Annotated in this window: 22 protein-coding genes, 1 other RNA gene, 1 pseudogene and 1 riboswitch; of the genes and pseudogenes, 6 read left to right on the top strand and 18 right to left on the bottom strand. The window is 44.9% G+C overall.

The features are described 5' to 3' along the window. The first annotated feature begins 190 nt into the window (after nucleotides 1–190). On the top strand, nucleotides 191–466 hold the full coding sequence (locus ACWHAR_RS04085) for a hypothetical protein (protein ID WP_032873289.1): 276 nt from the start codon (nucleotides 191–193) through the stop codon (nucleotides 464–466). 245 nt (nucleotides 467–711) lie between these two features. On the opposite strand, the gene pbuX is transcribed toward ACWHAR_RS04085, so the two are convergent. The 5 genes from pbuX to ACWHAR_RS04060 form a co-directional block, all read right to left on the bottom strand. Further along, a complete protein-coding gene (gene pbuX / locus ACWHAR_RS04080; RefSeq protein WP_032873286.1) occupies nucleotides 712–2,016 on the bottom strand; it encodes a xanthine permease PbuX in 1,305 nt (434 codons plus the stop codon). Continuing rightward, nucleotides 2,013–2,597: a xanthine phosphoribosyltransferase gene (gene xpt / locus ACWHAR_RS04075; protein ID WP_032873285.1), complete on the bottom strand. Its 585-nt coding sequence runs from the start codon at nucleotides 2,595–2,597 to the stop codon at nucleotides 2,013–2,015. The genes pbuX and xpt overlap by 4 nt, the downstream gene beginning before the upstream one ends. A 101-nt stretch (nucleotides 2,598–2,698) precedes the next feature. Then, nucleotides 2,699–2,798: riboswitch (purine riboswitch) on the bottom strand. Nucleotides 2,799–2,930: 132 nt separating this feature from the next. Then, on the bottom strand, nucleotides 2,931–4,433 hold the full coding sequence (locus ACWHAR_RS04070; RefSeq protein ID WP_032873282.1) for a carboxypeptidase M32: 1,503 nt from the start codon (nucleotides 4,431–4,433) through the stop codon (nucleotides 2,931–2,933). 111 nt (nucleotides 4,434–4,544) lie between these two features. Then, nucleotides 4,545–6,464: an ATP-dependent DNA helicase gene (locus ACWHAR_RS04065; RefSeq protein WP_032873281.1), complete on the bottom strand. Its 1,920-nt coding sequence runs from the start codon at nucleotides 6,462–6,464 to the stop codon at nucleotides 4,545–4,547. A gap of 103 nt (nucleotides 6,465–6,567) precedes the next feature. Next, nucleotides 6,568–6,759, bottom strand: a complete 192-nt coding sequence (locus ACWHAR_RS04060; RefSeq protein WP_003153550.1) for a hypothetical protein — start codon at nucleotides 6,757–6,759, stop codon at nucleotides 6,568–6,570. A gap of 166 nt (nucleotides 6,760–6,925) precedes the next feature. Between ACWHAR_RS04060 and ACWHAR_RS04055 the strand changes: the two genes are divergently transcribed. Further along, the gene (locus tag ACWHAR_RS04055) at nucleotides 6,926–7,078 is read left to right on the top strand and encodes a YpzG family protein (protein WP_003153548.1); all 153 of its coding nucleotides are present in this window, start codon (nucleotides 6,926–6,928) and stop codon (nucleotides 7,076–7,078) included. A gap of 39 nt (nucleotides 7,079–7,117) precedes the next feature. Here ACWHAR_RS04055 and ACWHAR_RS04050 read toward each other — a convergent pair whose 3' ends face one another. The 9 genes and pseudogenes from ACWHAR_RS04050 to ACWHAR_RS04010 form a co-directional block, all read right to left on the bottom strand. Next, a complete protein-coding gene (locus ACWHAR_RS04050; protein WP_022553050.1) occupies nucleotides 7,118–8,284 on the bottom strand; it encodes a THUMP domain-containing class I SAM-dependent RNA methyltransferase in 1,167 nt (388 codons plus the stop codon). Nucleotides 8,285–8,380: 96 nt separating this feature from the next. Next, an RNA gene (gene rnpB / locus ACWHAR_RS04045) (RNase P RNA component class B) lies at nucleotides 8,381–8,762 on the bottom strand. 55 nt (nucleotides 8,763–8,817) lie between these two features. Beyond that, complete coding sequence (gpsB, locus tag ACWHAR_RS04040) at nucleotides 8,818–9,117, bottom strand: cell division regulator GpsB (protein ID WP_003153541.1); 300 nt, start codon at nucleotides 9,115–9,117, stop codon at nucleotides 8,818–8,820. 79 nt (nucleotides 9,118–9,196) lie between these two features. Next, nucleotides 9,197–9,745: a DUF1273 domain-containing protein gene (locus ACWHAR_RS04035; protein WP_007409499.1), complete on the bottom strand. Its 549-nt coding sequence runs from the start codon at nucleotides 9,743–9,745 to the stop codon at nucleotides 9,197–9,199. Nucleotides 9,746–9,833: 88 nt separating this feature from the next. Beyond that, nucleotides 9,834–10,070, bottom strand: a complete 237-nt coding sequence (gene cotD, locus ACWHAR_RS04030) for a spore coat protein CotD (RefSeq protein ID WP_003153539.1) — start codon at nucleotides 10,068–10,070, stop codon at nucleotides 9,834–9,836. An 83-nt stretch (nucleotides 10,071–10,153) separates the two neighbouring features. After that, nucleotides 10,154–10,261: pseudogene (locus ACWHAR_RS04025) on the bottom strand (hypothetical protein); the annotation flags it as partial. Between the two features lie 121 nt (nucleotides 10,262–10,382). Next, nucleotides 10,383–11,621, bottom strand: coding sequence for a ribonuclease H-like domain-containing protein (locus ACWHAR_RS04020; protein ID WP_012117831.1), 1,239 nt, complete (start codon nucleotides 11,619–11,621; stop codon nucleotides 10,383–10,385). Between the two features lie 19 nt (nucleotides 11,622–11,640). Next, nucleotides 11,641–13,887, bottom strand: coding sequence for a DEAD/DEAH box helicase (locus ACWHAR_RS04015; protein WP_032873279.1), 2,247 nt, complete (start codon nucleotides 13,885–13,887; stop codon nucleotides 11,641–11,643). A 97-nt stretch (nucleotides 13,888–13,984) separates the two neighbouring features. After that, on the bottom strand, nucleotides 13,985–14,491 hold the full coding sequence (locus ACWHAR_RS04010) for a PTS sugar transporter subunit IIA (protein WP_012117833.1): 507 nt from the start codon (nucleotides 14,489–14,491) through the stop codon (nucleotides 13,985–13,987). A 138-nt stretch (nucleotides 14,492–14,629) separates the two neighbouring features. Between ACWHAR_RS04010 and ACWHAR_RS04005 the strand changes: the two genes are divergently transcribed. After that, nucleotides 14,630–15,043: an Hsp20/alpha crystallin family protein gene (locus ACWHAR_RS04005; protein WP_017418017.1), complete on the top strand. Its 414-nt coding sequence runs from the start codon at nucleotides 14,630–14,632 to the stop codon at nucleotides 15,041–15,043. A gap of 29 nt (nucleotides 15,044–15,072) precedes the next feature. Here the strand turns inward: ACWHAR_RS04005 and ACWHAR_RS04000 are convergent, their stop codons facing one another. Beyond that, on the bottom strand, nucleotides 15,073–15,540 hold the full coding sequence (locus tag ACWHAR_RS04000) for a YppG family protein (RefSeq protein WP_029973659.1): 468 nt from the start codon (nucleotides 15,538–15,540) through the stop codon (nucleotides 15,073–15,075). 186 nt (nucleotides 15,541–15,726) lie between these two features. Here ACWHAR_RS04000 and ACWHAR_RS03995 point away from each other — a divergent pair, with 186 nt between their 5' ends. Beyond that, nucleotides 15,727–15,909: a YppF family protein gene (locus tag ACWHAR_RS03995; protein WP_003153532.1), complete on the top strand. Its 183-nt coding sequence runs from the start codon at nucleotides 15,727–15,729 to the stop codon at nucleotides 15,907–15,909. Between the two features lie 38 nt (nucleotides 15,910–15,947). Here ACWHAR_RS03995 and ACWHAR_RS03990 read toward each other — a convergent pair whose 3' ends face one another. Both ACWHAR_RS03990 and ACWHAR_RS03985 read right to left on the bottom strand, forming a co-directional pair. Beyond that, nucleotides 15,948–16,316, bottom strand: a complete 369-nt coding sequence (locus tag ACWHAR_RS03990) for a YppE family protein (RefSeq protein WP_007409492.1) — start codon at nucleotides 16,314–16,316, stop codon at nucleotides 15,948–15,950. A gap of 45 nt (nucleotides 16,317–16,361) precedes the next feature. Next, a complete protein-coding gene (locus ACWHAR_RS03985) occupies nucleotides 16,362–16,607 on the bottom strand; it encodes a DUF5446 family protein (RefSeq protein WP_032873277.1) in 246 nt (81 codons plus the stop codon). Nucleotides 16,608–16,812: 205 nt separating this feature from the next. Here ACWHAR_RS03985 and sspM point away from each other — a divergent pair, with 205 nt between their 5' ends. Further along, nucleotides 16,813–16,917 (top strand): acid-soluble spore protein SspM, encoded by a 105-nt coding sequence (sspM, locus tag ACWHAR_RS03980; protein ID WP_003153525.1) that lies wholly within the window; start codon nucleotides 16,813–16,815, stop codon nucleotides 16,915–16,917. Nucleotides 16,918–16,960: 43 nt separating this feature from the next. Here the strand turns inward: sspM and ACWHAR_RS03975 are convergent, their stop codons facing one another. Further along, on the bottom strand, nucleotides 16,961–17,923 hold the full coding sequence (locus ACWHAR_RS03975; protein WP_032873275.1) for a DUF2515 domain-containing protein: 963 nt from the start codon (nucleotides 17,921–17,923) through the stop codon (nucleotides 16,961–16,963). A gap of 41 nt (nucleotides 17,924–17,964) precedes the next feature. Here ACWHAR_RS03975 and recU point away from each other — a divergent pair, with 41 nt between their 5' ends. After that, on the top strand, nucleotides 17,965–18,573 hold the full coding sequence (recU, locus tag ACWHAR_RS03970) for a Holliday junction resolvase RecU (RefSeq protein ID WP_012117837.1): 609 nt from the start codon (nucleotides 17,965–17,967) through the stop codon (nucleotides 18,571–18,573). Nucleotides 18,574–18,580: the final 7 nt, after the last annotated feature.

The raw sequence follows: 18,580 nt of genomic DNA, 5'->3' as shown, positions 1-18,580 counted from the left end.
CAGAGGCCAGCAATATTCAACTCTTTTTCTCTATATACTTATCAATATCCTGACATAAGCCGCAACAGTGAATGAAAGGATCGCTCCTAACTAAATTCACGCTCACAAAACATTAACAAAAAAACCCTTGGTTATTTTTGTATTGCATGTAATAATACAATTGTACCAAAAAAACAAAGGAGTGTTAAAAATGAAATTAAAAAAAGTTTTAACTGGTTTTGCCTTGTCTCTCGCTTTACTCGTTTCCGCTGCCCCTGCTTTTGCATCTAGCCCTAGTAATACAAATATCGACTCAACTCAAACAAAAATTTCGACACAAGCGACCAAAGATTCTTTTACAATGGATTACCTTCATAGATGGGATATTCCAAATACAACTGTTAAGAATGGTGTTACATATTACCTTAAGAAAGTAGAGATAATCGAAGGGTTCTATCGCGCAACTTTTGAAGGATGGATTAATTAAAAGAAGGGGCTTTCCCTTCTTTTACTCTCTTTTGTAAGAATTCGTGCACAAGATACTCGTTCACGTACATATAGTCCGGGACGGTTTTTCCGCGAAATAAGGCGGATGCCGCATCACTCAATTTAGTTTCTTTTCAAACAATGAAACTAATAAAAAAAGAGGATGCCTCACAAAAAGTTCAGCAAACTTTCGGAAGCATCCTCGATCTGGATAAAATAAGATGTTATTTTAAAGAAAACAGATAACTAACCCTCTTGAACCCTTGTCACATCAAGGGTTTTTTTCGTTTTAGGAATCATATTATAAATAATATTCAAAAGGACGGCGGTAAAGCTTCCGGCGACGATTCCGTTTGTGGTCAGCAGATTTAAGTAAGACGGCAGGTGCTTAAACATATCGGGAACGACGGTTACACCGAGTCCCAATCCGACCGAACATGCGACGATCAGAAGGTTTTCCTGCTTTTTAAAGTCAATTTGACTGAGCATTTTAATGCCGTAGGAAATGACCATGCCGAACATGGCCACCATCGCGCCTCCCAGTACCGAAGACGGGATGATGGTCGTGAAGGCTGCGATTTTCGGAAAAAGGCCGAAGAGCATTAAAAGTGCGCCCGTGACACCGATGACCGCGTTTTTCTTAATTCCTGTCAGCTGCACGAGGCCGACGTTTTGGGAATAGGCCGTATACGGAAAAGCATTGAAAATGCCGCTGATGAATACCGCCAGGCCCTCCGCACGGTAGCCTTTTGCTAAATCACGTTCAGACAGGCGCCGGTTTGTCAGGTCACCGAGAGCGAAATAGACGCCGGTTGACTCAACAAGGCTGACAATGGCAACGATGGACATCGTAATAATCGGTGCCGCATGAAATGTCGGCGTCCCGAAGTAAAACGGTTTAATCATTTGAATGGCATCAGCATTCGCCACATTGTCAAATTGCACTTTTCCCATAAAATACGCGATGGCCGTCCCGATGACAATGCCGATTAAAATCGAAATGGATTTCAAAAATCCTTTTGTAAACCGATAAAGCAGCACGATGATGACGAGCACCGTAAATCCGAGGGCAAGGTTAGCCGGATCACCGAAATCCTCGCTGCCTTCCCCGCCGGCAATATGATTCATCGCGACCGGCATCAAGGTCATCCCGATAATCGTCACGACAGATCCGGTTACGACAGGCGGGAAAAAGGATACGAGCTTACCAAAGAAAAACGACAGCAGAATGACAAGCAGACCCGATGCCAAAATGCTTCCGTAAATGGCTGAAATCCCGTATTCCTTACCGATCGAAATAATCGGCGCTACCGCGGTGAACGTACAGCCGAGCACAACGGGCAAGCCGATGCCGAAATATTTATTCCTCCATACTTGAAGCAGCGTAGCCGCCCCGCACATAAAAATGTCAATTGATACGAGATATGTCAGCTGTTCTGCGTTCAGTCCCAATGCCGCTCCTACAATTAAAGGAACGACGACGGCGCCGGCATACATGGCAAGCACGTGCTGGATACCGAGGGAAAGTGTTTTGGCATAGCCGTTTTTCATGAACGGACCTCCTGTACAAATGTCACTTTTCCGTCTTCAAGCGATTGAATTCTCGCCAGCGATTCAACCCGGCATCCTTTTTTCACCAGCTCATCTCTTCCCGGCTGAAATGACTTTTCAATGACGATTCCGATCCCGCAAACCGCTGCGCCTGCTTGTTTTACGATGGATAAAAGTCCTTCTGCCGCCTGTCCGTTCGCTAAAAAGTCGTCAATGATTAACACGCGGTCATCTTTCGACAGATGATTTCCGGAGACGGCAATCTGACTTTCTGTTTTTTTCGTAAATGAATAGACGGACGCCGTCAGCAGATCATCCGTTAATGTGAGAGACTTCCTTTTTCTCGCAAAGATGACGGGAACGCCGAGTTCAAGGCCGGCCATCACCGCAGGGGCAATGCCCGAAGATTCAATTGTGACGATTTTGGTTATCTCGTCTTTTTCAAAACGGCACGCAAATTCCCGGCCGATCTGCTGCATAAGAACCGGATCAATTTGATGGTTTAAAAAAGAATCCACTTTCAGCACTTGATCAGAAAGAACGATTCCGTCTTCTGCTATTTTTCGTTTTAATGCTTCCACAATGATTACCCCCGCTTATAAAAAAATAAAAAAAGCATTGCTCGCTCTCAATAAAAAGAGCAAGCAATGCCGAATGATCTACACGTAACGGCCGAATAAAAGCCGTCCCATTGCTCACTCATAGTCGGACATTTACGGTGACCGGTAGAAACTTGCGTGCCATATCCACGCGATTATATGAGTGTTCGTATGATATTAATCAAATTATAACAAGATACACTTCTTTTGCATAGTGAAATTTGAATATTTCCGAACTTTTACAAAGAATCGGTTTCGATTATTCGTGTTTTTAGAATTTTTAGAAAAACACCCGGTGTATGCCGGGCGTTTCGTTTATAAATATAAATTTGAATATTTGCCGACGAGATACTCAATGAGATATTGAACGTTCAGCTCTTCTCCCGTTGCATCTTTTATGATGTCAAGCGGCATTTTGCGTCTTCCGTGCTGATGAACCTTTTCTGTCAGCCATTGTTTAATCGGCTCAAAATCGCCCCGTTCTATTAATTGATCAAATTCAGGCAGATCGTCAAGCATGGTATGCTTCAGCTGTGCCGCATACATATATCCGAGCGCATAGGAAGGGAAATAGCCGAAATCGCCGCCCGCCCAATGTACGTCCTGCAAAATGCCTTTTGCGTCAGATGGCGGCGTAATGCCTAAATAATCATGATATTTTTGATTCCACAATGCAGGCAGTTCTTCCACTGTCACTTCATTGCTGAAAATCGCTTTTTCAATTTCATAACGGATAATAATGTGAAGCGGATACGTCAGCTCATCGGCTTCAATTCGGATAAAGGTCGGTTTCGCCTCGTTGACAGCGCGTACAAAATCTTCTCTTTTCACATCTTGAAATTGATCAGGCGAAGCCTCAACCATTTTTTCATAATAGGCGGTCCAGAAATGTTGATTTCTGGCGATAAAGTTTTCATAAAATAACGATTGGGATTCATGAATTCCCATGGATGCACCGTCAGATAAGTTCGTTCCGCTCAGCGCTTCGTCAATATTCTGCTCGTAGATCGCATGCCCGCATTCATGAATCGTTCCGAAAATCGCCGTGCGGAAATCGTTTTCGTCATATCTGGTCGTCACCCGTACATCGCCCCGGTTGATTGTCGTCGCAAACGGATGCACCGTCTCGTCCAGGCGGCCGCCGTCAAAATCATACCCGAACTCTTTTAAGAAATACAAGGAGAGGTCTCTTTGTTGTTCTTTCGGAAACGTTTTTGTGATAAAGGCTGTGTCCGGTTTATTGCCGGATGCCGTCACTTTTTTGATAAGCGGAATGATCGCTTCCTTCAATTCAGAAAACAGCTGATCCAGCACCTTTACCGTAACACCCGGTTCGAAAATATCGAGCAATGCATTGTATGGATGATCTTCATAGCCCCAATACGAAATAAACCGCTTATTAAAATCAATCAGCTTCTCAAGGTACGGAGCAAACATAGAAAAATCAGAGTCAGCCTTTGCATCCTCCCAAGCCGTTTCAGCTTTCGATGTTAAAATGACATATTCTTTATACTCATCTTCAGGAATTTTTTTATTATGATCATAATCTTTTTTCGCAAGTTCCGCCGCTTTCACTGTATCTTCAGAGAGCTCTTCTGCATGCGCGAGAAGGATGTCGATCAGCTCTTTCATCCGGTCGGATGTCTGGATTTGAAAAACGTCAGCCGACAGCTGTCCGATGCTTTCCGCCCGGTCATCAGAGCCTTTTTTCGGGGCTCCCGTTCTTAAGTCCCAGTGCATAAGTGCAATGGCTTCGACATAGTGGGATACTCTTTTTAACAGATTAAAAAACTCTTTTTCATATGTATGTAAATCCATATCCATTCCCCTCCCTTTTCACTATCAATTACAGGCTAATGGAATGCCGTGATAAAGTCAACTTCCCGGATTTAAAAAAGCCGCAGGATAAGAATCCTGCAGCTTTTGTTTTTATACGATTTTCGGTGTAACAGGCAAGATCGTTTTGACTTCGTCCAATACCCGTTCACTTTCTCCGCCCGCATAAATGGATATAGTTCCGCTGTCCTGATTAGAACGGATGAGGCGGCCGATTCCCTGCCGGACTCTCAAGAGCATGTACGGCAGATCAACTTCCTCAAACGGATCTTTTTTCGATCCGTTCCGCTTTGCGGTAAACACGGGATCATGAGGCGGATACGGCAATGCCCAAATGGTCACATTCCGGAGCGAGTCACCGGGAATGTCAAGACCTTCCCATAAGTGGACGGAACAAAGCACGGATTCTTCATCCCGCTGGAATTTTTCGACCAGACTGCTGATCTCTTCGTCACCTTCGTAGTATATCGGATACGGCAGCTCCCACGCGGCAGCCTGTTCTTTAAATTCCTTCATGTCTTCAAAGGAAGGGAAAAGAACGAGGGTGCGTCCTTCATTCTTCTTAATGGTTTCAATCGTTTCGGCTGTTTTCTGCTCAGACGTCATATCACCGTGAAGCGCAACAGACATTTGCTCCTCGTAATCGTACGGAGATTCAACGGTAAATGATAAAGGATCACGGATTCCAAGGCTGTCAGCGATATAATCAAATGAACCGCCCTCAGAAAGAGTGGCCGATGAGAAAATATAAGGAATCTTTTTAGAAAAGACCTTTTCTCCCAAAACTTCGGCTACAGTTCTCGGCATAACGACAAACGTTGAGTCTGTATCCCGCGTTTCAAGCCAGCTGATGGCATCCTTTTGATACAGCGACAGCGAATATGCCATTTGTTCGACGTATTCTTCTACGACTGACAGCTCGTACTTATCAATCGTATACATTTCCGATTCAAATACGAGCGCCTCACCGATTTTATCGAGCAGACGGCACAGTTCGTCAGCCGCACGCTTAACACGCTGGTCGTTTTGGATGTCCAATCGGTAAGAGCCGGCGATTTCCTTCGATTCCTCTGACAGCACATAGAAAAACTCATCGTTTGCGGCAAGGGCATCTTCAATCAGTTCGGCGAATTCCTCTCTGATGTCATTTTGAAGCAGACGCTCTAAAAACAGCTCAAGCGTCGACTGCTTCACGCGATAGGTTAACGCTTTTTGCGCGGCGAATTCCAGCAGATGTCCTTCATCAAACACGACGGCGCTGTGATCCGGCAGAAGCGGCAGCTGTCCTTCCCTTTTACGTGATTCTTCCGTCCATACATGCTCCATGTAGAAATCATGGGAGCAAACAATCAGATCCGTTGATTTTCTGTAATGATCTCTTGAAAGTGTTAAACCGCATCTATGTCTCATATCACAAGTTAAACAATCTTGGAAGGAATCATAGCTGACGCCTGCCCACTCTTCATTCGTCAAATCAGCGTACTGTTTGCGGTCGCCGTACGGATAAAAGCGCTGCATCGCTTGTGATTCGTGTACGAATGAAGGCAGCGACTCATAAAGATCCAGCCACTTTTCATCATCAGAACGCTGCATTGTTTTCTCAAGCTTTTTCAGACACAGATACTGCTCATGGGATTTGGACAGCCGTGTATCAATCTGCAGATCCAAATGTTCTGTCAGCTTGGAAATGTCGCCTTCTTTTTTGACAAGCTGTTCAATTAACGTTTCATCGGCGCATGCGATAATGGCCGGTTTACCCGTATATCTGGCATAGCTGATGGCAAACAGCAGATACACCAGCGTTTTCCCCGTACCGACTCCTGCCTCAGCGAACATGACCTTTTTCTCTTTAAATGCCCGTTCAAGCTGAAACGCCATAAATACCTGCTCATCCCGAAGGTCAAAGCCTTTCTCGGGAAGGATATCGTAAAACACGTCACCAATCCAATTGTTCAATTCTTCGTAAAAATTCTTTTCTTTTGTTAAAGCAAAAGGCAAACGTGATGTTGTCACCCAACTCCAACCCCTAACTATTCGGCATTCAGACCATCTATAATATCATTTAACCCTTTTCAATACAACAAAAAAACTTGGCCTCGCCAAGTTTTTGTCATGATCATTTCCGGTTAATGATATGTGTACATAGGAACGGATGGTCTGTTGAATGTGTATGTTTTACCGCATTTTCAAGTTCTTCCTGTGCGTGTGTCATGGCGGAAGGACCGAACTCCGCTCCGGCTTCCTCCAGCCGGAAAGCAGTTGCGTCTAACGCCTTTTGTATTTTACTGAAGTGCTCGCTGTTCAGCATAAAATAAGATCACCTCTCAAATAGAAATAATCATCATTCTATGCCGATGTTTCACTTTCTATACATGCCATTCTGAATGATCCTCACCTGACCTGCACAAACTACAACAGATATTCGATCGAATATCCATCTTCACAAATTTATTCTACCCGGGAGTGATGGTTACATGAGTTATAAAGATCGATTAGATCAGCATTCTGAATTGTTTCATCACAATTGGACGCGGCCGAAACGCTCTAAATCACAAGTGAACGGCCACACCGAAATGTCCCAGACCAACATTATTTTACGGAGCAACGCAAAAGCGCACCGCTGGTAATGGCAGAATAAACGTAAAGATGCCGGAGAAGACGCTGTTTCAGGCGTCTTCTCTTTGTTGCGGCTTTTTCCGCTGCGGCCGCACTTTAGCCCAGTACTGATAATAATCCGTTTTGATAAAACCGTTAAAAAGCTTCCGTTTTTTGGTTGCTTTTCTTCCGTAGGCCTCTTCAAATTGTTCATTTGACGTTAACATGTAGACAGACCATGTATCAAGAGATTCAAACGCCCGGCCCATTTCTTTATACATCTGCTCGACTTCCCTTTTTTCGCCGAGCCGTTCGCCGTACGGAGGGTTTCCGACGATTACGCCGAATTCGAGTTTTGTCGTAAAATCCTGCACCCGCATTTGTTTGCATTCAATCAGGTCCCCAAGTCCCGCTTCTTCTGCGTTTTCTTTGGCGATGTTTACCATCCGGTGATCCACATCACTGGCAAAAATCTGCAGCGGCTGATCATAGTTCGCCTTTTCTTCCACTTCAAGACGCGCCTTGTCCCACAGTTCTTTTCCGATCCATTCCCAGTCTTCTGAAACAAAATCACGGTTAAAACCGGGAGCAATGTTTTGTCCGATTAAAGCGGCTTCAATGGCGATCGTGCCGGAACCGCAGAACGGATCGACGAACGGACGGTCAGGCGTCCAGTTGGTTAACTGAATTAACGCGGCAGCGAGCGTCTCTTTAATCGGAGCTCCTCCCTGATCAACCCTGTATCCCCGTTTGTGAAGGCCTGTTCCTGATGAATCCAGTGTAAGTACGGCTTTATCTTTTAAAAGGGAAATCTCCACCTTATACTCGGGTCCCGTTTCTTCAATCCATTCATTTTGTTTTCCTGATTGCAGTTTCAGCTTTTCCGCTATCGCCTTTTTGACGATCCGCTGGCAGTCAGGCACACTGGCAAGCACTGATTTCACGGATTTTCCGATAACGGGGAACTTTGCGTTTTCCGGAATGTACGCGCGCCAGTCAATCGCTTTTGTTTTTTCAAACAGCTCATCAAACGTTTTCGCCTGAAACTCGGCGACCTGTACCTTGATGCGGTCAGCCGTCCGCAGCCATAAGTTAGCGCGGCAGATCGCAAGCGCATCTCCTTCAAAGATGACTTTTCCGTTGTCTACTTTGCATTCATAACCTAAATCACGCACTTCTTTGGCGACGATCGCTTCGATTCCCATCGGCGCCGTCGCTATTAGTGTGTACTTCTTCATCGTATCACCCTGTCTCTTTTAAGCTTTCATTTCATTCAAGATAAAAGCTCCCCTTTTAAGGAGAGCTCTAATTTGTCATATCAATAATGTTTAACGTTCTGTAAGCCATGTTTTGTTCCGTCGTACTGCAATCGGCTCATCACCTCGTACTCAGGCGGCAATCATCTATCTACAGAAAGTATTCTGTCCTTCTATCTGTTCAGTTCCTTCAAGAAGGTTCCCCTACCAAAATTTGGGTTTCTCGCTCGAGGGGTTTACCGCGTTCCACTCTCACCATTTCTGATGAGACTTCGTCACTGTGGCACTTTCAAGGATACTCAGCCATATCCGGAGACGTAGGCTTTTTTCCTGCCGTCAGCCTATCAAGGCTGCCCTAGCTTATTTCTTCGCTAGGCACGAACACTACGGGCATCTCAGCACCGTGCGAGCATGGACTTTCCTCTACAGATTCAATGATCTGCAGCGATTACCCGAACGTTAAGAACACTTGTTCATTATAAAGCAACTTGTCTCATTTGACAAGTGCATCTGCCTTATTCGTCATAAAGTTTGCTGCCGAATACATGTTTCTCAAGGTTGGACAGCCTTTTGAGAATGTCAAAGTTGGTCGTATTGGACTGCACCGGCTGTTTTTTACTTGCTTCTTCAAGCTGTTTTTTCAGCTGCAGATTTTCTTGCTGCAGTTCTTCAATTTCTTGATGAAAGGTTTCATAATCCTTAATAATCATATCTAAAAATTTGTCAACGTCTTCTTGTCTGTAACCTCTAACGCCTGTTTTAAATTCTTTTTCCAAAATGTCTTTCGCAGAAAGCTTTACTTTATCAGCAAGCATCTTTTTCACCTCATATCGTGAATCATCATGTTATATTTTATTCAGAAACACGTCCCGTTGTCAAATATTCTCTGACGTGTTATGTAAAGAAATCTTCTTCTTCAACGGCGGCACGGAGATCATCCATCGTAATCGAATAAATCGGATATCCGTCTGTTTCACGGCGTTTTTCTGCCTGCTGCAGCATATATTTCGGCGATCCTTCCATTTCAGGATCATATAAAAGCAAAAGCGCATCTGACTTTTCAATAAAGAACGCGTTTTTCTGCCGGAATTGGAGCGGACTTTCGTACGGCCGATGCGTCAGGCTCTCCTCATAATCTGCCTGAGCAAGCACCGCTTCATACATTTCTTTATTCGGCTCCTTCCACTTTTCCTCCTGGCCGTAGAAAGGCGTGATAACGGCAACCTTTAATTCCGGATACTCTTCTCTGAGATCGTACGCCGTTTCTGCCGCCCAAAGCTCAGTCCCCAGCTGTCCGGATATGAGAATCCATTCCAAGCCTTCGTCAATAAAGCTTCTGAGTCTGGTTTCTATCGCCTTTTTTATATAAACAAGCGCCCGGTCATCCTGTTTAAAAATCCCGAGTTCAAACGGCTTGTATCCTGTTACGGCTAATACTTTCAATTGATCACCTGCTTAAAAAATGGGGCTCCCCATCGGGCCCCATTTTGATTTGCTGATATCCTAACCGATCTTGCTTAAGCGTTCAATACTAATGATCGCAGCAAGGGCTTCCGCACTGAAAATGCTGGTGAGTTGTCGGGTCAACATTTGAAAAAGTGTGCGGATAGTAATGAACGTGCTCAAAGTTGTGGTGATTTACGTTAGTTGTATGTTGCGGATGAATATGCGGCACAACTGTGTTAGAAAAACAATGGTGTTCACAGCAATGAGTCGGATGGACAATCGGCGGCATCACGTTTGGTCTGCAACAATGATGATGAAACATGCTAAATCCCCTCTCCATTAACTTTTATTACACTGTTAGGTTATGAAGAAAAGAGGGTGCATGTTCTAATTCAATCACCCAATTTAAAAGTGCGTCAGCAAGCTGTCTTTAAAATTCGAAAACACAAACGCAATCAAAAAAACCACGACAAAGAACAAGTAAAAAACACCTTTATACATACCAACTCTCCCCTATAAATAACTAACGCTATTTTACAAGATGCGGCACCATTCTACAACAAAATCGATGCGGATTCAGAAAAAAATATTTTTGGCGAAACAGCTCGGCTTTTGCGCTTTCCCGGGCAATATTTCAAGAGGAATATTTCCTCTTGAGCCGGGCAATTCTCACATGGAGCTTCTCGGCTTCTTTTTCCGATATTTCCCCGTCTTCTGCCGCCTGCTGCGCGGCCTGCAGCGCTTTTTTGTAATCTTTTGCGTGATGCTCAAAATAGATCGCCAGCTCTACCGCTGATTGGTGTCTGCATATGTGAAGATCAGAGCCCGTCAGTTTCTCCCAAAGGGGCACGGCGTCTTGCCTGCGGTTTTGTTTTTTATAAAGCATTGCTAAGTCAAAAAGGGCCCGATCTGAATCTTCAAAGGCTTTGCCTTGCAGCGCTTCCAGCTGTGAAACAGCCCGATCGGTTTCTTTATGAGCGATAAACCATTTCGCCATGGCGTATGCTTCCTGACGTTCTGACGTCTGATCAGAAGATGCAAAAATCTTTTTTGACATATGGATGTAAAGAGCGATGAGGGAAAGCACATCTTGTTCATTATGCGAGAGCACTCCCTTTAAAAGAGCCGGGTCCTCCGCCTTTAAAAATTGAAAATACAGCATCGGCGCCAAATAACCAGGGGTGTCTTCGTCCCTTTTAAAAGCAAGCTCTTCATTTTCAACCGCCGAAAGCGATACACGCTCTAATTTATGTTTCCAAAGCCGTCTCGCTCCGTGCAGAAGATCAAAGTGTCCGAAGTCAGGAAGTTTCGGAAGCCTGTCCCGCAGCAATGTATGCCTAGTTTTTACCTGCGGCCAGTCAAAGGCTTTTCCGTTATACGTAACAAGAGACGTAATGTCAACCTCACTTAAAAAGCTTTTGTAAAGAGCCGTCTCGTTTCCCGGTTTAGGAAGCAGATGCTGTTTAACCGCGACACGGTCTTCATACACTCTTGCATGACCGAGTAAAAAGATCATATTGCCGGCCCCGCCGCCGAGGCCGGTCGTTTCAGTATCAAAGAAGAACAGCTGGCTTTTTTCGTATCCTTCTGCTGATAAAGTATGTGTCAAACCGCCTTTATTCCATAATGCCATGACGTCATCAAGTTCACTGAAGCTGTACCGTCCGTGACGGTGCGAAAGCGGATAGACGGTTTCGCGGATAAGACAGTATTCATCCTCAAAAAAGAAAGGCTTCACTCCGAATGCCTCCCATTCTTCTCTAAATGGGACTTGAATATCCGGGACCGAAAGTTGTGAAGCTGCCGGCTTTTTTTCAGCTTCCGGCACATTCAGGTGATTTTTCATCCGCTTTAATTTATTTTTCAAGGACATCTTTCGTCCCCCTTTTCTTTTACACGTAATTCAAGAGCCGGAGTATCGCTTTCTTTGCATCTATTCCTTCTATTTCGGAACCGATGCAGGAAGGACACCCGTCTTGACATGGACATTGTCTGATCAGGCGCTCAGCCCCTTCAGTGATTTCATCAAATCGCTTATATACTTCATCAGCAAGTCCGATTCCGCCCGGATAATGATCATACAGAAAGATTGTCGGAAGTCCGGTATGTGCGGCTTTGATTTGCGGCACGACATGCACGTCATTTCGGTCGCACATGACGTATACAGGCACGATATGCTGCAGGACGTGGGCAATGCCTAAAAGCAGCTGTTCAAGCGTTTTTTCGCCGATCTCCGAATCCGTCTCTTTCAATTCAAGCCAGGCAGCACTGGTATGCAGTTCTTCTTCTGGAAGGTGAATCGGCCCTGATCCTATATTTTCAAATGTCGTCATTTTAATTTTTTTAAATATTGTCGGAAGTGCGTTCACGGTTACATCGCCGAAATGTAAGGCCGTTTTCTTTCTGCTGTCCGTTCTGTCAATGTCCAGCACTTTCAGCTGCACCGCTAAGTTGGCATCTGTATAATATTCGACATCGACCTTTCGCACGTATGCTTTTTTATGATCCCAATCAAGCTTTTCAACCTGGTACTGTACCCCTTCATGAAGATAAATCGCTTCATCATGAAGAAGCGTCATCGCGCTGAAGCGGTCCATTTCTCCGATGATTTTTACATCAGCCGTCTCTGACCGGTCAACGATGACCACGTTTTCCTGTGACGCCGAACGGAGACTGATGTTGGAGGCGGGAAAAGATTCGCTCGCCCAGTGATAGCGTTCGCGGTTTTCGTGAAGCACCCCTTCTTCCTCTAAATACTCAAGAATGTCTCTTGCATCATTTTCTCCGAATGTTTCATCTGCTCTGAAAGGCAGCTCATACGCGGCGCATTTCAGGTGATCGACCAGTATAATGAGATTATCGGGATTAATCCTTGCAGATTCAGGCGAGCGTTTAAAGAAATAATCAGGATGGCGCACAATATATTGGTCAATCGGATCAGAGTTCGCCACCATCACGATAAGCGCCTCTCCCTGCCGCCGTCCGGCCCGGCCCGCCTGCTGCCATGCGCTCGCGACACTGCCCGGGTACCCCGTCATCACGCAGACCTGAAGCTGGCCGATATCAACGCCGAGCTCCAGCGCGTTTGTGCTGACAACGCCGAGAATGCTGCCGTCTCTTAACCCCCGCTCTATTTCTCTTCTTTCTTTCGGAAGATATCCGCCGCGATAACCTCTGACAGACTTTGAGCCGATTTCTTTTTTTACGATCTCCTGAATGTGGCTTAAAATAATTTCAACCCGGACACGGCTTCTGGCAAAAACAATCGTCTGGATCTTATTTTTCAAAAAAGTTTTGGCAAGCTCGTTCACTTCCACGGTGGCACTTTTTCGAATATGCAGCGGTTTATTTACAATCGGAGGGTTGTAAAAAGCAAAGTGCTTTCTTCCGGCCGGGGCGCCGTTGTCGTCAATCAGGCGCACAGATTTTCCCGTCAGCTGCTCCGCCAACTCCCTCGGATTGGCGATTGTGGCGGATGTGCAGATAAATGACGGCTTGCTTCCGTAAAAAGCGCAGATTCTCATTAAACGGCGGATGACGTTCGCCACATGGCTGCCGAATACGCCCCGGTACGTATGTAATTCATCAATGACGATATATTTCAGGTTTTCAAACAGACTCACCCATTTTGTATGGTGGGGAAGAATGGCTGAATGAAGCATATCGGGATTTGTAATCACAATATGCCCGGCCTTTCTGACTTTCTGCCTGATGGCCGGAGACGTATCTCCGTCATAGGTGAAGCTTTTAATGTCCATGCCCGTCTCGTCTATGATTTCATTCAGCTCGCTTTTTTGATCCTGCGCGAGCGCCTTTGTCGGAAATAAATAAAGCGCGCGGCTTGAGGCATCTTCAGCGATAGACTGAAGAACCGGAAGATTATAGCACAGTGTTTTTCCGGAGGCCGTCGGTGTGACAGCCACAATGCTTTCTCCGTTTTGAACCGTCTGAAAAGCGGAGTATTGATGTGTAAAGAGCCGCTTAATCCCCCTCTTTTCGAGAGCCGCCCGAATGTTCGGATCTACTTGCTCCGGCATCGGCATGGTTTTCGCCTCCCGCGGTTCCTCTTCATGCCAATGCACAATATTTTCATGACTTTTTAATTCCTGTATCAGTTCGCTCAGTGATTTTTTCTTCATCGTTCACACCTCTTTATGAGGTACAGTTTACCGAATATTTGTTTGCCTGGCTAGATGAAAATCCTCACAAGAAAAAAAGCAGGGAATCAGCCCCTGCCTACTTCATTTTTATCGTAAAAAGCTCTGTTTGTCCTTTTTTCGCTTCATTTGCGCCTGCAAATTGCAAAGGTTCTGCGGCATCGCCATTCATAATCACCATAGGGATGACGGTGCTGCTTGCTTTTTCTTTTATTAAATCCAGCCGGCACGTTAAAAGCAGATCGCCTGTTTTCACTTTGTCTCCTTCTTTTACATGCGCTTCAAAGCCTTCACCGTTCATATTGACGGTATCCAAACCGACATGTATCAAAAGTTCCGCTCCGGAAAGGGTGCGGATGCCGACAGCATGTTTTGTATGGAACAGCTGAATCACTTCTCCCTCAACCGGTGAAACAATGTCTCCGTTTGCAGGCTCGACGGCAATCCCGTCCCCCATCATTTTTTGTGAAAATACGGGATCCGGCACTGAAGCCAAATCCATCACCGCTCCGTCAGCCGGAGAAAAAATCACTTCCTCGGCCGGCTTTTTCCGGCTGTCTCCCAATCCGAATAATTTTTTCAGCAATGTGTTGTGCTCCCCTTCCTAAATGTGAATCCGTTACCAGTTTATTCTCCACTATTTAACCATACTTTCTTTTTTCCTTCAATTCTTAACCATACGGCATAACATCGCATAGTCTGTTTGTAAAAAGGCGGTGGTCATATGGATCAATCACAAAACGATAAACTTGATCCGCAAAGAAATGAGGACATCATCAGCCATGCGATGGACCAATTTTTTCACTCAGGTCCCTTTGCAGAATTGATGCAGGGTTTTCAGCACCTTGTCAATTCGGCTTTTACTGAAGCGCAAGTGACGATTGACGTCAGAGAAGAGCCGACGGGCCTCGCGGTTGATATCAGCGTTCCCGAGACGTTCCGTGACGGGGATATGCTGGTGGAAACGAAAGGGTGCTACCTTCACGTTACAATCCGCTACGATCATAAACAGGCTCATTCATCCCATGTGTCTTCAAGCATGACAAGAACCGTTGTCCTCCCGTATAAGGTGAGTGAAGAAGATATGGAAACATCCTGGAATGAACAGACGCTTACCCTCTTTTTCCCTAAAAAATAAGCATGAATGATGGATATCATTCATGCTTTTTATTTGAAGATACTGGTGAGGCCTTTCACCAGCGATCCGACCTGATTTACGGCGCTTACCATCTGCCCCGTTGTATCCATCATTTTATTAAAGTCAAACTGTCCGTTCGTTTTTTTAAACTGGGAGAGTATGCCTGAGAATTGGGAAGACTGCTGCTGATTCGGTCTGGGAACAGGGTAAGGATTCACAAACCCCGGCTGCCCCCCGGGCATGGCTGTCTGAGGAGGAGGGGGAGCAAACGGCTGCTGCATATGACCGTATTCCTGATTCGGATAAAATTGCTGCGGGTACTGCCCTTGCTGTTGATATGGCGGCGGCTGCAATGGCTGTATCTGCTGCGGATACGGCGGCTGTAATGGCTGTATCTGCTGCGGACTCGGCTGCTGCAATGGCTGTATCTGCTGCGGGTAGAAATATCCCGCCGGCTGCTGGTACATATTTTGATATGGCTGCGCTCTCCATTGCATATGACATTCCCCCTTGTCTCTCACTAAGTTTCTGCTATATATGTATGAATTCCGCCTTGGTTATGTGCTTTCGGAGATTCTGATCTTTGTCAAATGCTGTCGAAAGTCTTAATTTTTTAAAAACAGAAAAAAGTCGAATCGTTATGTTACCATAATCTCAACATACATGAGAGGGGATGCACCATTATGAACGTATCATACTTAAGAAAGCGTTTTGCTGAAGTGAAAAAATATGAAACAGATTGTGCAGATAAACTGATGGACTTTGCAAAATTCCTCTATATTCAAGGCCATCTCACCGCAACCGAATTTCGAAACAGTATGAAGGTTCTCGAAGCAAGTGGAGCAGAAAACCCGGCGTATGAATAACATACCCGACCCCTTTATATAAAAGAAGGCAGCCGTTTTCAGCTGCCTTCTTTTTCAATTTCATCCCTTAATATACGAAGCGTATATAAAACAGATTCAGTTAAATCCCTGTATCTTTTTTTATGAATATGATGAACATATGATTGGAGCATCAGCTCTCCGAAATTTTCTGTAACGGCCTGAATTTGTGCGTGATGAACGTATTTCGGACGGTTTTCCTGAATAAACGCAAGCGCTGCTTCTGTCCAAAGCGCGCAAAGCCGGTCTCTTTTTTCAACATCGGGTTTAATAATCTCAAAAAAATCATATGAACGGCCTGACTCTTTTCCATCCTGATACCTTTTTTCGGCTTCCAGAACCGCCTCTATCATTTGTTCTGTCAGCTCCAATAACGACTGTGTCTGCAAACGGACTCACCTCAGTACATATGGTACCAAAGTTTTTGCATAAAATCAGCTGATCCGGCAGGCTCTCGGCAAATCCTTTTTACGCCGGTCAGCCAAAAACAGGTCATCAATACAAACATGAAGCTCCCGCGTCTCTTCCTCAAGGCGGGAAAGTTTCTCCTGCCTGATTTCTTCAGCTTCCGCCTGACAGGATCTGACTGCTTGGGTAAGCGTCTTTTCAGCAGCAGAAATCCGGATTTCGATATCAGAAAGCAGACGGAGAATATCAGCCTTGCTCGTGTAAACAGACATTCATGTTCCTCCCTTTTATCACTTGCGTCTCTTTAGAATATAATTCTCGTTTTCATACCGCTCTCCTCTGCACATGACAAAACTAGAAGCAGTTCGGCAAACAAACAGAGATTATCCTAAAAGGCGTGCCTTTCGACAAAAAAGTGCCGCAAACTTTGTATGAACCGTCACGTTAATGCAAACGATACAGTTGAGGAGGTGCCGTATGAAAACGAGACCGAAAAATGCAGGTAAACAGCAAAAAACCGAAGCAAAAACGACTGATACGCTTGATAAAAAATTAGGCGGCCCAAACCGCCCTTCCACGTAACACATCAGCAGCCCGAAACCCCAGCGAACGGTTTCGGGCTTTTTCATTTCTTCAGCCACTCTTTAACTGCGAAGAGCGCATGGAGCTCCCGTCTTTTCTGGAAGTACCAGTCCGTCAGTTCAAGCTGTTTCGGCATTTTCTCCTGTAAGAAAGCCCCTTTTCTTAACCTTTTTTGAAACCAATCCGCCCTTTCGCCGTCTAATGAGTGGGCAACAATGGGATAGGTTGTCCTCAGCATCGGTGATGTTCTTTTTTTGATGCCGATCATTTTCTCCATATCAAAGCGTGAACCGGTATGAGGAACGGTATCAAGAAAACGGTAAAAAGAAGCGTGAAGATCAGGGCTGAACAGAAGGCGGGCCAGCTGTTTTCCGAGCGTAATTCTCTCTTCGGTTTTTGAAAACCGTTTGACGGAAATTCCGTATAAATGTCCGTCAAATGAAGGGAATATCACCGTATTAAAGTGAAACCAATCACTTAAATAAAAAGGAATCGTGCCAAAAACATTCTTTTTAAACGAAGGATTTTGTATAATAGGTGCTTGGATAGTGTTTTGTTCATTTATAATAAGAGCATACATGAGCCGTTCCGTATCTCCGTCACGCCAAAAGCGGAACCATTCTTCCTGCATAAAAGCCGAGACGCGGAAATAAGGAAGATGACGGAAAAGAGGTTCACCGATTTGTTTTGACCACTGGTAGACCAGAAGCTGAGGATAGGCATCAGAAAAAATCAGCCAATTCGCCCTTTCATACGAAAGGAAAAACCAGTTTTTCTGACTGCTGTCAAGGCCCTCCTGATAAAGGACGCCTCTTAAATCAGTCATCGACCAGCCCGCATTGCGGGACACAAAGGATGCCAAAAGCGGCCACTTGATCTCAGGATGGCGGTCATAATATGCTTTATAGGCATTCGTCCGGGAAATATTATCGGCATTTTTTATTTTCGTCTCTTTTTCGATCAGGCGAAGAATGGCGGTTACGGTCTGTCGTTTATGCACGTTCATTCACTTCCGTCACTATTAGTTTGATAAGGAGGATGGAAAAAGTGATTCGGTACCCGAATGGAAAAACTTTTCAGCCGAACAAAACGGTTTCATCCCAAAACAGCCAGAAACGGTCTCATTCATACAGTAATCGCGGCATGACCCTCGAAGACGATCTGAATGAAACGAATAAGTATTATCTGGCTAACCAAATTGCTGTCATTCACAAAAAGCCGACACCCGTCCAGATTGTAAACGTCCACTATCCGAAAAGAAGCGCCGCAGTCATTAAGGAAGCTTATTTTAAACAGTCTTCCACAACCGACTACAACGGCATTTATAAAGGACGCTACATTGATTTTGAGGCAAAAGAAACAAAAAACAAAACGGCATTTCCCCTGCAGAATTTTCATGATCATCAGATTGAACATATGAAGCAGGTGGTCAGGCAAGACGGCATTTGTTTTGTTATTATATCCGCTTTCGGAAAGGTTTATTTCCTCGAAGCCGACAAGCTGTTTGTCTTTTGGGAGAGAAAGGAGAACAATGGCAGAAAATCAATTCGCAAAGACGAATTAGAAGATGCTTCCTTTCCGATTTCCCTTGGATACTCACCGAGAATTGATTATATTAGTATTATTGAACAGCTTTATTTTTCGCAGGAACAGTAGACTGAGC

Source organism: Bacillus sp. LR--39 (genome assembly GCF_053613335.1).
The sequence above is the reverse complement of the archived record's forward strand: the minus strand, read 5'-3'. Positions and strand labels throughout refer to the sequence as shown.